The sequence below is a fragment of the Rahnella sp. RcJ3 genome (genome assembly GCF_009498575.1).
Taxonomy (GTDB): Bacteria; Pseudomonadota; Gammaproteobacteria; order Enterobacterales; family Enterobacteriaceae; genus Rahnella; species Rahnella aceris.
In genome coordinates, this window is the sequence record NZ_QSNX01000016.1 from 45,632 (window position 1) to 58,441 (window position 12,810).

Here is a 12,810-nt window from a genome sequence, read left to right on the forward strand (position 1 = left end):
TTATATCTTCAGGATATATCGATTTATTTTCATTTTTTATCTATGCTATTAGCTATGCATTTTCCTATTCATCACTGAGCCGCTCATGTCTGAACTTGTAGATTTACTGCGTCAGGGCAGTCTGACGGCAAAAGAGATCACGGAGCAACTGCACATCACCCAGTCAACGCTCTCAAGGCGGCTGACTAAAATTCCTGAGATCGTCAAAATCGGGCAAAGCCGCTCGACCCGTTATATTCTGCCGCGTCCGCTGGAAGGCCAATGGAGCTTCCCGCTTTACCAAATTAATGAGGCAGGAAATGCCGAAAAGGTCGGGACGCTATATTCCATCTGGCCGGGTGAAAGTTGTGCAGTGGAAGTTGTCAGCGGCCAGTCGCTGATTTACGACGGTCTGCCGTGGTTTATCACCGATATGCGGCCTCAGGGCTTTTTAGGTCGGGCGTGGGGACGTGATATTAACGCTGCCCTGCATTTTCCGGATGACATTAAAAGGTGGACCGAATCCCAGACGCTGGTGGCTCTCGCAAGAGCGGGGGATGAAACGGTCGGGAATTTTGTCATTGGAGAAATGGCCTATCAGCGATGGTTTCATAAACCTGAAGATATTCCCGTTCCCCGTGAAGACAAAATTCAGGTGTATGAACGGCTGGCACAGAGAAGTCTGGCAGGGGAGGAAGTCGGATCATCTGCGGGAGGCGAGCAGCCTAAATTCAGCTGCTATGCAGAACATGCAGGCCGGGACGCCTCTCAGGTTCTAGTTAAATTTTCGCCTCCGGCTGTCAATGAAAACGCCTCCCGCTGGGGCGATTTACTGCGCTCTGAAGCTCATGCGTTAAGCGTTTTGCAGGAGGCCGGCATTCCGGCGGCAACAGCCGAAATTTTTACCGGCAGAAAGGGCGAGGTTTTCCTTGAGGTCGAAAGATTTGACCGGACAGGTGAGTGCGGGCGTCGCGGGCTGGTTTCCCTTGAGGCCGTCTCTGCTGAGTTTGGCGGAGGAAACAGCAACTGGTTTTTGACCGCGCAGCGGTTACGCCAAAGCAAGGTCATTACAGCCGCTACAGTCGACAAAATTGAGCAGATTTATGCCTTCGGAAAACTGATCGCCAACAGCGATATGCACCAGGGAAATCTGTCATTTATCGATCCTGCCATTGACCCTTTAAAGCAGGCTCTTTCGATATCGCCTGTGTATGACATGCTGCCGATGGCTTTTGCACCGACCAACGCCGGTACCATGCGGCGTGAAACCTTACCCTTAACGCCCGACCCTTTAGTGTCTAAAGAAAAGTGGTTGAATGCACAGGATTGGGCGAGTGAGTTCTGGCGGAAGGTAGAAAACGATATGGCAATCAGTCCTGAATTTCGCCAACTGGCCAGCGGAATGCTGGCGCAGGTGGAAGGGTTAACATCAATTATTCAGCGGCTGGCCTGAATCACTTCGGTCTGCTGCGTTTCAGGCTGCGGTAAGCGGCTTGTGCGGCTTCTTTCGTTTGCGCTTCGGTGGCAGGTTTTGCCGGCGCGACCTCAGATTCCGGCTCGGGAATGTTCAGCACCGGCGGCGGGCCGAATTCATCCGGCTCTTCTTCCTGTTCATCATCTTCTTTCACCGGTTTGCTGGCGGTCAGCAGGAACGGAGATTGCTGCCAGCGCGAACGGCGGCCTTGCAACAGGGTGCGGGCCAGAATAATACCGACGCCCAGCGCGGCGAGCATCATCAGACGCAGCAGGTTGGTGGTGTTATCCACCTGTTTGGATTCTGTCGCCAGCACGTGCGTATCCAGCGTAATGCGTAAAAATCCGCTCGGACCGTTTTTATCTTCGATCGGCACCACAATCTGATGATTGAAGTAGCTGCCCGCACGTTTGCCATCCAGCGACAAACGGTCGCGAACCGGCACCTGTTCACCGGCATGCGCCACCAGAGAACCGTCGGACTCATAAACACTGGCGTCAAGAATGCGACTGCTATCGGTAAGCTGACTCAAAATAGTGGAAATTTGTGCGATATCAGCGCCATCATTGTCGCTGTCCATCAGTGGCGCGAGGGAAAACGCCACCTGTCTGGCGAGCGTCTGAGCAAGCTGTTCCACCTGCGTTGAACGGGCCAGTTGGTGTCCCAGACTGAAATAGGATGCGCCTTGCATCAGGATGACTAATAATGCCAGACTTATCAATACGATAGCTGCTCTGTGCAGGCGAAATTTAAGTTTGGCCTTGGCCATTCTGTTTCCTTGCGTATTTCGATGACTTTATGTTGCCAGAAGCCGCTACGATAAGGTAGCTTGATGCCAGTTTTTACCCGGCATCCTTCAAGCTGCTGCTTTCATTTATACCGGTCACTGACCCGTGTCAGTTCCCGGAGGTGCATTCAGTTGCTGCCTTGAGTCAACTGAATGATTTTGGGTAAATCGTGATATTTGTTTTTCTTAATGCCATAACGCCCTACAGGAGCCATCATGCCAAACAGTCTGACCTATTGCGATCTTCCTGCGGAGATCCACCAATGGCCGGGACTTCCCCTTTCACTGAGCGGTGACGAAGTCATGCCGCTGGATTACCGGGCGGGGCATACCGGATGGCTCCTTTATGGAAGAAAACTCGATAAGAAGAGTATTACGCTGTTCCAGCGCCGGTTGGGCCGCGCTTTGGTGATTGTGAGCGCCTGGGCAGTTGAAGGTTATCAAGTTGTGCGTCTGGCCGGTTCACTCACCGCTGATGTACAGCTTCTCGCCGAATCCTTTGAATTTGATGTTGCTCAGCTGGGGAAAGTGCCGTATCTGCGTGCGCCGGGCCTGCTGGTTATGGACATGGATTCTACCGCGATTGAGATTGAATGCATCGATGAAATTGCCAAACTGGCTGGCGTCGGTGAGCAGGTGGCTGAAGTCACTGAGCGCGCCATGCGCGGCGAACTGGATTTCGCCGCGAGTCTGCGTCAGCGTGTCGCGACACTGAAAGATGCGGATGCCAGCATTCTCCAGCAGGTGCGTGAAACCCTGCCGCTGATGCCGGGCCTGACCGTCATGGTTCAGCGTCTGCAGGAAGCGGGCTGGCATGTGGCGATTGCTTCCGGTGGTTTTACGTATTATGCCGAATACCTGCGTGATCAGCTGAATCTGGTCGACGTGGCCGCGAACGAGCTGGAAATCCGTGAAGGTAAACTGACCGGCCGTGTGATCGGGCCAATCGTCGATGCGCAATATAAAGCAGATACCCTGCTGAAACTGGCGGAAAAACTGGGTATTTCCCATGAGCAAACCGTCGCCATCGGCGACGGCGCGAATGACCTGAAAATGATGGCGGTAGCGGGCATGGGCATTGCTTATCACGCCAAACCGAAAGTCTACGAACAGGCCGCAGTATGCATCCGTCATGCCGATCTTCTTGGCGTTCTCTGCATTTTAAGTGGTAGTCAGTCTTAATCAATACAAAGAGGTAAGTTGTGGCAAAAGCAGCAAAACGTGCATTTGTGTGTAATGAATGTGGCGCAGACTATCCGCGCTGGCAAGGGCAGTGTAGTGCCTGTCAGGCCTGGAACAGCATTACTGAAATCCGTTTGGCCGCTTCTCCGACCGTAGCGCGTAATGAACGTCTCACCGGTTACGCCGGTGATGCGGGCGTCAGCCGCGTACAGAAACTTTCTGATATCAGCCTTGATGAACTTCCGCGTTTCAGCACCGGTTTTAAAGAGTTTGACCGTGTATTAGGCGGCGGCGTAGTGCCGGGCAGTGCGATTCTGATTGGTGGTAACCCCGGCGCAGGTAAAAGTACGCTGCTGCTGCAAATTCTGTGTCATCTCAGCGAAAACATGAAAACCCTGTACGTCACCGGGGAAGAATCTTTGCAGCAGGTGGCGATGCGTGCACACCGTCTGGGTCTGCCGACGGCTAACATGAATATGTTGTCGGAAACCAGCATCGAGCAAATTTGCGAAATAGCGGATAAAGAACAGCCGAAACTGATGGTGATCGACTCCATTCAGGTGATGCACATGGCGGATATCCAGTCGTCGCCGGGGACGGTTGCGCAGGTGCGTGAAACGGCGGCTTACCTCACCCGTTTCGCTAAAACGCGCGGCGTGGCGATCGTCATGGTCGGCCATGTCACTAAAGACGGTTCACTGGCGGGGCCGAAAGTGCTCGAGCACTGTATCGACTGTTCCGTGCTGCTCGACGGCGATGCTGATTCGCGTTTCCGTACGCTGCGCAGCCACAAAAACCGCTTTGGTGCCGTGAACGAACTGGGCGTATTTGCCATGACCGAGCAGGGATTGCGTGAAGTCAGCAACCCGTCGGCGATTTTCCTCAGCCGTGGCGATGAAATCACCTCCGGCAGTTCCGTGATGGTGTTGTGGGAAGGGACGCGTCCGTTGCTGGTTGAGGTTCAGGCGCTGGTCGATCAGTCGATGATGGGCAATCCGCGTCGTGTGGCGGTCGGTCTGGAGCAAAATCGTCTGGCGATATTACTGGCCGTGCTGCACCGTCATGGCGGCTTGCAGATGGCGGATCAGGATGTGTTTGTTAACGTGGTCGGCGGCGTGAAAGTCACCGAAACCAGTGCTGACCTGGCGCTGCTGATGTCGCTGGTGTCCAGCCTGCGTGACCGTCCGCTGCCGCAGGATTTAGTGGTGTTCGGCGAAGTCGGGCTGGCGGGGGAAATTCGCCCGGTACCGAGCGGTCAGGAGCGGATCACCGAAGCGGCGAAGCACGGTTTTAAACGCGCCATTGTGCCGCACGCCAACGTGCCAAAAAAAGTGCCCGCCGGTATGCAGGTGTTTGGCGTCAAAAAACTGGCTGATGCGCTGGCGATCCTCGACGATTTGTAACGGTTAACCGCTGTCGCAGCTCAGTGCCTTTGTGCTATTTTTTGTTTAGTAAAAAAAACCTGAGGACAAGGCATGTCACAGTTCGACTATCTAAAAACCGCGATAAAACAACAGGGACGCACGCTGCAACAGGTGGCCGAAGCCAGCGGGATGACCAAGGGTTATCTCAGCCAGTTGTTGAATGCAAAGATAAAAAGTCCCAGCGCCCAAAAGCTCGAGGCGTTGCACCGCTTCCTGGATCTTGAGTTTCCCCGTCGCGAGAAGAATATCGGCGTGGTGTTCGGTAAGTTTTATCCGCTGCACACCGGCCATATCTATCTGATCCAGCGCGCCTGCAGTCAGGTTGATGAACTGCATATCATCATGGGCTATGACGAGCCGCGTGATCGCGAGCTGTTTGAGAACAGTTCGATGTCTCAGCAGCCTACAGTCAGCGACCGCCTGCGCTGGTTATTACAGACCTTCAAATACCAGAAAAACATCCGCATTCATGCCTTTAACGAAGAGGGGATGGAGCCGTATCCGCACGGCTGGGACGTCTGGGGCCGTGGCATTAAAGAGTTCATGAGCCAGAAAGGCATTGAACCCAATACCATTTATTCCAGCGAAGAAGCTGATGCGCCGCAGTACCGTGAACATCTGGGTATTGAAACGGTGCTGATTGACCCGAAACGCTCCTTTATGAATATCAGTGGCCGCCAGATCCGTCAGGATCCGTTCCGTTACTGGGATTATATTCCGACAGAAGTGAAGCCGTTCTTCGTGCGTACCGTGGCGATTTTAGGTGGCGAATCCAGCGGAAAATCCACGCTGGTCAACAAGTTAGCCAATATCTTCAACACTACCAGCGCCTGGGAATATGGCCGCGATTATGTTTTCTCGCATCTTGGTGGCGACGAAATGGCGCTGCAATATTCAGATTACGATAAAATCGCGCTCGGTCAGGCGCAGTACATTGATTTCGCGGTGAAATATGCCAATAAAGTGGCGTTTATTGATACCGATTTTCTGACCACGCAGGCCTTCTGCAAAAAATATGAAGGGCGTGAGCATCCGTTCGTGCAGGCGCTGATGGATGAATACCGGTTTGATCTGGTTATCTTGCTTGAAAACAATACACCGTGGGTCGCTGATGGCCTGCGTAGTCTGGGAAGTACGTCTGACCGGATGTCTTTCCAGAACCTGCTGATCGACATGCTGAAACAGAACAACGTCGATTATGTTCACGTTGAATCATCGGATTATGACCAGCGTTTTCTCGAATGTGTGGAGCTGGTGCAGAATATGCTGGCAGCAGATACCAGCCGGCTGAATGAGCCGCCTGTGAGCTGATCAACAAGCAGCAATAAGAAAGCGTGTGTTCTCCGGAATACGCGCTTTTTTATTATTCACACTATGAATATTTTATATATTATTTATCTCTCACAATTATTAATTAATTGATCTGATTATCTTTTCTGGTCATTTTATTAATTCAGTTTGTAACACTGTAAAATTAAATATCCTTATTATTCATTGGATTGTGTGTGTGCTTTTTTTAAGGCTTTTTATTGCGCATTTTATGCGTAAATCCCTGACATGAAATAAAAATACAGTGGCGGCCGTTGAGTTTTATTTATCCGATTATACTCATTCAATCTGCCTCTCATTCCCGCTGAGGCTTTCTAAGGTGATCCGAATGAATTTATCATTCAAGCCCTGGGGTATCGCAGTATTGTGCGGCGCAGGGGCATTTGCTCTGGCCAGTGTGATGTTTATACAAGGCTGGCTTCCGGTCAGCAGTCAGGCCGAAACCACGGCGCAGACTGCGCCTCCGCCTGCATCAGCCGCCGTTCCTCCGCCAGCAGCCCCGGTTCCTGCACCCGTTGCACCTGCGGCATTTACACAAGCTCAGCTCGACCAGTGGGTGGCTCCTGTTGCGCTTTATCCTGACAGCCTGCTTTCACAGGTACTCATGGCATCGACTTATCCCACTAACGTGATTCAGGCAGTACAATGGTCACGCGACCATCCGCAAAACCAGGGCGACGCTGCTGTCGCTCAGGTGGCGAATGAGCCGTGGGATCCGAGTGTGAAATCGCTGGTGGCTTTCCCGCAATTGCTGGCGCTGATGGGAGAAGATCCGGCATGGGTGCAGAATCTGGGTAACGCGTTTCTGGCACAACCGGACGACGTGATGAATACCGTGCAGAAATTCCGTCAGGTGGCACAAAGCAGCGGGGCACTGAAAAGCACGCCGCAGCAGACCGTGACAGTCAAACCTAAACCGGCGGCACAAAGCAGCTCAACCACTGTGGTGAAAAGTGCGCCTGCGCAGCAAACCATCGTGATTGAGCCAGCGGATCCTCAGGTTGTTTACGTACCGAGCTACAACCCGAATGTGGTGTATGGCGCATGGCCGACACCAGCCTATCCGCCGGTGTATCTGCCACCTCCTCCGGGACAGCAGTTTGTTAACGGTGTGGCGTCTGGCATCGGGTTTGGTGTCGGTGTGGCAGCGACTTATGCCATTTTCGGTAGTATTGACTGGGACGATGATGATCATCATCACGATGATTATGATCATCACGGTGGTTCGCAGAACAATTATGTCAATGTGAACGTCAACAATTACAACCGTATCTCGGGCAACAATAATGGGATCAACCCTGCTGGAAATGCGAATACCACGGGCTGGCAGCACAATCCGACCTACAACGCAGGGCTGCCAAATCACGGCGCAAACCTGAACGGTGCGACACAAAACCAGGTGCTGAGCAAGGCGGCGCAGCGTAATAACTATCGTGGTTTCGACAACAACGCGGTCGGGCGTAACAACGGCGGTGTGCAGAATCAAAATCTGGATCAGCGCCGTCAACAGGCGGCATCGGTGATGAATCAGCATCAGAATACGCTGCAGACACAGGGGCATACCCAGCAGCGAAACCTGCCGCATTCAGCACCGGCTGCCGGTATGCATAATCCGGCCAGTCGTCAGGTGCCGCAGCACCAGCCACTGTCTCAACACAATGCTAAGCGCCAGCCAGTACAGCAAATCAACCAGCATCAGCGGCAGAATCTTAATGCATCACGCAGCACGGCATTCAGCGGTAACTCCAGCCGCGGGCCGTCGTGGCAACAGCAGCAATCGCGGGGTAATCAGAGCCGCGAGCATATGCGGAACTTCCAGCAGTCACGCCCTGCCAATACAGAGCCAGCTCATTTGCACCGTCGCTAGACTGACGAGGAAAAGTCATGAAGAGATTGCGTAATTTTTTAATTTCCACAGGTCTGATGTTGCTGCCTTTAACCGGTTTCGCACAGCAGACGTTCACCACCCCGGAACTTGCCGCGCAGGCACTGGTAAAAGCCATTGAAGCGCACGATGATGCGTCTATGCAAAAGCTTCTCGGGAATAACTGGCAGGAGTATCTGCCGCCAAAAGAGGTGGATCCGGATGAGGTGGCGCGTTTTCTGCGTGACTGGCATATCAGCCATAAAATCGCAGAACACGGCGACACCGCACACCTGAATGTCGGGCCGGAAAACTGGCAGTTGCCGATCCCGATGAAACACACGGCGCAGGGCTGGTCATTTGATATGGCCGCCGGTGCCGCCGAAATCGAAACCCGTGCTATTGGCCGCAATGAGCTTTCCGCCATTCAGGCGGTTTCCGCTTACGCCGATGCGCAGCACGAATATCAGCAGATTGCCGGGCAATATGCTCAGCGCTTTATCAGCACGGAAGGCCAGCATGACGGCCTGTACTGGCCGGTGAAACAGGGCGAAGCGCCCAGCCCGTTAGGTCCGGCCTTTGGCAATGATCAGCCGGGATCGGATTATCACGGCTACTTTTACCGCATCCTCACCGCGCAGGGCGCAAACGCCAGCGGCGGAGCGTACAGTTACATCGAAAATGGCAAGATGACCAAAGGTTTTGCGCTGATCGCCTGGCCGGCGGTTTACGGCCATACCGGCGTAACCAGTTTTATGATCAATCAGCAGGGCGAGGTATATCAGCAGGATTTAGGCGAGCATACCGACGCTGCGGCAAAAGCGATCACGGCGTTTGACCCCGATGCCAAATGGCAAAAAGTGGACGATGGCGAATAGGGGACATACGTGAATGAAAAAGCCCCGCCATGAAAGTGACGGGGCTTTTCTTTTAAAGCGGCATTGTGCTTAGAAGGCGACGACGACTTTACCTTGCATATGGCCGTCGAGCACTTTGGCGTGGGCGGCTTCGATGCTTTCCACTGTCAGGCCAGAAAGGGTTTCACTCAGTGTGGTTTGTACTTTGCCTTCATCAACCAGCGCCGCGACCTGCTTAAGAATTTCGCCCTGTTCGGCAATATCCGGCGTGGTAAACATGCTGCGGGTGTACATCAGTTCCCAGTGCAGTGCGGCACTTTTCAGCTTCAGTTTATTCATATCCAGCGGATGTTCATTTTCAACGATGGTACAGATGTGGCCCATCGGTGCGATCAGATCAGAGATCGCTTCCCAGTGACCGTCGGTGTCATTCAGGCACAGAATGAAATCCACCTGTCTGATGTCGTGTTTGGCCAGTTCACCTTTCAGATCTTTATAGTTCACGGTCAGATCCGCACCGCGATCCAGACACCATTGTGCGGATTCCGGACGCGAAGCGGTGGCAATAACTTTCACTTTGCTGCGCAGTGACGCGAACGGGATCGCAAGCGAACCCACGCCACCGGCCCCGCCGATGATCAGCAGGGTTTTATCGGCAGACGCGTCCTGAATTTTAAGGTGCTCGAACAGTGCTTCCCAGGCGGTCAGCGTGGTTAACGGCATGGCAGCGGCTTCAGCCCAGTTCAGGCTTTGCGGTTTGACGGACACAATACGTGAGTCGATCAGTTGTTCTGTCGCGTTGCTGCCGGAGCGGGTGATATCCCCGGCGTACCAGACTTCATCACCGGCTTTGAAGTTTTTCACTGCGCTGCCGACGGATTTGACGATGCCGCTGGCATCCCAGCCCAGCACTTTTGGCGCGTCCAGACCGCTTTTTTGCACGCCTTTATGCACTTTGGTATCGACCGGATTGATCGACACGGCTTTCACTTCCACCAGCAGGTCGTAATCCTTTGCGACGGGTTGTGGCAATTCAACGGCGATAAAGTGGGCCGGATCTTTCGGGTTTACGGCAATAGCTTTGATTGTCATGTTCTCTCTCTCCGTTAGGTATACAGACAGTCTAGTCCTCCGGCGGGAAGCTGATAAGATGGACAATAACTAACAAAGTGTTCGTCTGAGGTGAACAATCATGTTTAAGCAGTTGCAGGATATGGCACTGTTTGCGCTGGTGGCGGAGTGTGGCAGCTTCACACAGGCCGCAAGCCGCGCAGGATTGCCCAAATCGAGTGTCAGTCATCGCATCAGCCAGCTGGAGAAGTCCGTCGGCCTGCGATTGCTGAACCGCACGACGCGGCAGCTTAATCTGACGTTCGCCGGTGAACGCTACCTGATCCACTGTCAGGAGATGATGCAGGCCAGCGAACGGGCAGAACTGGCCATCCGCCGTTTACGCGATAACCCGAGCGGACGGCTGCGGATCACCAGTCCGGCGGGGCTCGGCGCGACGTTGCTGGCGCGCATGAACGTTGAGTTTCAGAAGCGTTATCCCGATGTGTCGCTGGAAGTCTCCGTTTCCGATGCGCTGGTCGATCTGGTGCAGGAAGGGTTTGATATCGCGCTGCGTACGGGTAAACCACAGGATTCCTCGCTGATTGGCCGCGAACTGGGGCACAGCCCGCGTTACCTGCTGGCTTCGCCGGCGTATCTGGCGCAGCATCCGTCGCTGGATTCGCCGCAGCAACTGGCGTCGCATCACTGTATCGCGCACCGGGCGTGGTCGGAATGGGTGCTACATCGCGGCGACACCTGGCACCGCTGGCTGCTGCCTGCGGCGCATACCACCGACAATTTGTTGTATGCGCGGGAATGCGCGCTGGCAGGCGCAGGTATCACGCTGTTACCGGCATTTTTATGCCATGACGAAGTGGCGAAAGGCACACTGGTGCGCGTGTTACCGGAATGGGAAGCGGAAGGGAATGATCTGTATCTGGTCTATCCGGGACGAAAACTGAATTCTCCGGCACTGGCCTGTTTTATTGAGTTTATGCTGGAAGAATACGGCTTTGCGAAGAGTTACAGCGAGGCGCTGGCAGGCTAGATTTCAGTGAATTGAAGGCATAAAAAAGGCCCGTTTCCGGGCCTTATATTCAGGCGAAAGATGATTACTTGATCATCTTTTTGTACTTGATGCGCTTCGGTTCTAACGCTTCAGCACCTAAAGTACGTTTTTTGTATTCTTCGTATTCGGTGAAGTTACCTTCGAAGAATTCGACTTTACCTTCATCCTGATAATCGAGGATGTGCGTCGCGATACGGTCGAGGAACCAGCGGTCATGGGAAATGACCATCGCGCAGCCAGGGAACTCCAGCAAGGCGTTTTCCAGCGCGCGCAGGGTTTCGATGTCGAGGTCATTGGTCGGTTCATCGAGCAGCAACATGTTACCGCCAACCTGCAGCAGTTTTGCCAGATGCAGACGACCACGTTCACCACCGGACAACTCGCCAACGCGTTTGCCCTGATCAACACCTTTGAAGTTGAAGCGGCCCACATAGGCGCGGCTTGGCATTTCAGTGGTGCCGATGCGCATGATGTCCTGACCACCGGACACTTCTTCCCATACGGTTTTGCTGTTATCCATGGAATCACGGAACTGATCCACAGAGGCCAGTTTCACGGTGTCACCCAGCTCGATGGTGCCGCCGTTCGCTTCTTCCTGACCTGACATCATACGGAACAGCGTGGATTTACCGGCACCATTCGGGCCGATAATGCCGACGATTGCGCCTTTCGGCACGGAGAAGGACAGGTCGTCGATCAGAACGCGATCACCGTAAGACTTGCTCAGGTTTTTCACGTCGACAACTTTGTCGCCCAGGCGCGGACCCGGTGGAATGAACAGTTCGTTGGTTTCGTTACGTTTCTGGTATTCGGTGTTGTTCAGCTCTTCAAAGCGTGCCAGACGTGCCTTGCCTTTAGACTGACGGCCTTTCGCGCCCTGACGAACCCACTCCAGCTCTTTCTCAATAGACTTACGACGGGCCGCTTCAGAAGACGCTTCCTGCGCCAGACGTGCATCTTTTTGTTCCAGCCAGGTGGAGTAGTTACCTTCCCACGGAATACCTTCACCGCGGTCAAGTTCCAGGATCCAGCCTGCCACGTTATCGAGGAAGTAACGGTCATGGGTAATCGCCACAACGGTGCCTTCGAAGTCATGCAGGAAGCGTTCCAGCCATGCCACGGATTCAGCATCCAGGTGGTTGGTCGGTTCGTCGAGCAGCAGCATGTCCGGCTTTTCGAGCAGCAGGCGGCAAAGTGCCACACGGCGGCGTTCACCACCGGACAGGTTTGCCACTTTCGCATCCCAGTCCGGCAGACGCAGCGCATCGGCGGCACGTTCGAGCTGGCTGTTCAGGTTATGGCCATCATGTGCCTGAATGATTTCTTCCAGCTTGCCCTGTTCGGCCGCCAGTTTGTCGAAATCAGCGTCCGGTTCGGCGTACAGCGCATACACTTCATCGAGACGTTTTAACGCGCCAACGACTTCAGAAACGGCTTCTTCCACGGACTCACGCACGGTGTGTTCCATGTTCAGTTGCGGTTCCTGCGGCAGATAACCGATTTTCAGATCTGGCTGCGGACGTGCTTCACCTTCGATGTCAGTATCGATACCGGCCATGATGCGCAGCAGGGTGGATTTACCTGAACCGTTCAGACCCAGAACACCGATTTTGGCGCCAGGGAAGAAACTCAGGGAGATGTTCTTAAGAATATGACGCTTCGGCGGAACAACTTTGCCGAGGCGATGCATGGAATATACGTATTGAGCCACGTTGTTTTGAGCCTCTTTCTCTGCGGGCCGCGCGCTGTCTGCGAAGGGCAGGCGCTGCGGCAAATTAAAGCCAGCCCCGCC

At 53.9% G+C, this 12,810-nt stretch carries 10 protein-coding genes; 7 read left to right on the forward strand and 3 right to left on the reverse strand.

All coding sequences use genetic code 11. From position 1 onward, the window contains the following. Positions 1 to 85: 85 nt before the first annotated feature. Positions 86 to 1,432 (forward strand): type II toxin-antitoxin system HipA family toxin YjjJ, encoded by a 1,347-nt coding sequence (yjjJ, locus tag DXU84_RS19185; protein WP_153376525.1) that lies wholly within the window; start codon positions 86 to 88, stop codon positions 1,430 to 1,432. A gap of 1 nt (position 1,433) precedes the next feature. On the opposite strand, the gene DXU84_RS19190 is transcribed toward yjjJ, so the two are convergent. Beyond that, positions 1,434 to 2,222 carry a YtjB family periplasmic protein gene (locus DXU84_RS19190; RefSeq protein WP_013577096.1) on the reverse strand — a complete coding sequence of 263 codons (789 nt, stop codon included), beginning with the start codon at positions 2,220 to 2,222 and terminating at the stop codon, positions 1,434 to 1,436. A gap of 234 nt (positions 2,223 to 2,456) precedes the next feature. Between DXU84_RS19190 and serB the strand changes: the two genes are divergently transcribed. From serB to DXU84_RS19215, 5 genes are all read left to right on the forward strand, one after another. Continuing rightward, positions 2,457 to 3,422, forward strand: a complete 966-nt coding sequence (gene serB, locus DXU84_RS19195; protein WP_013577095.1) for a phosphoserine phosphatase — start codon at positions 2,457 to 2,459, stop codon at positions 3,420 to 3,422. Positions 3,423 to 3,442: 20 nt separating this feature from the next. After that, on the forward strand, positions 3,443 to 4,825 hold the full coding sequence (gene radA, locus DXU84_RS19200) for a DNA repair protein RadA (protein WP_013577094.1): 1,383 nt from the start codon (positions 3,443 to 3,445) through the stop codon (positions 4,823 to 4,825). 72 nt (positions 4,826 to 4,897) lie between these two features. Then, entirely contained in the window at positions 4,898 to 6,157 is a 1,260-nt protein-coding gene (gene nadR, locus DXU84_RS19205; protein WP_013577093.1) for a multifunctional transcriptional regulator/nicotinamide-nucleotide adenylyltransferase/ribosylnicotinamide kinase NadR, read from the forward strand. A 346-nt stretch (positions 6,158 to 6,503) separates the two neighbouring features. Then, positions 6,504 to 8,042 (forward strand): DUF3300 domain-containing protein, encoded by a 1,539-nt coding sequence (locus tag DXU84_RS19210; protein ID WP_112197256.1) that lies wholly within the window; start codon positions 6,504 to 6,506, stop codon positions 8,040 to 8,042. Positions 8,043 to 8,059: 17 nt separating this feature from the next. Further along, positions 8,060 to 8,917: a DUF2950 domain-containing protein gene (locus DXU84_RS19215; protein WP_112151008.1), complete on the forward strand. Its 858-nt coding sequence runs from the start codon at positions 8,060 to 8,062 to the stop codon at positions 8,915 to 8,917. A gap of 69 nt (positions 8,918 to 8,986) precedes the next feature. Here DXU84_RS19215 and DXU84_RS19220 read toward each other — a convergent pair whose 3' ends face one another. Further along, a complete protein-coding gene (locus DXU84_RS19220) occupies positions 8,987 to 9,988 on the reverse strand; it encodes a zinc-binding alcohol dehydrogenase family protein (protein WP_037033476.1) in 1,002 nt (333 codons plus the stop codon). A gap of 100 nt (positions 9,989 to 10,088) precedes the next feature. Here DXU84_RS19220 and DXU84_RS19225 point away from each other — a divergent pair, with 100 nt between their 5' ends. Continuing rightward, entirely contained in the window at positions 10,089 to 10,997 is a 909-nt protein-coding gene (locus tag DXU84_RS19225; protein ID WP_013577089.1) for a LysR family transcriptional regulator, read from the forward strand. A gap of 64 nt (positions 10,998 to 11,061) precedes the next feature. Here DXU84_RS19225 and ettA read toward each other — a convergent pair whose 3' ends face one another. Further along, the gene (ettA, locus tag DXU84_RS19230) at positions 11,062 to 12,729 is read right to left on the reverse strand and encodes an energy-dependent translational throttle protein EttA (RefSeq protein WP_015690481.1); all 1,668 of its coding nucleotides are present in this window, start codon (positions 12,727 to 12,729) and stop codon (positions 11,062 to 11,064) included. Between the last annotated feature and the right edge of the window lie 81 nt (positions 12,730 to 12,810).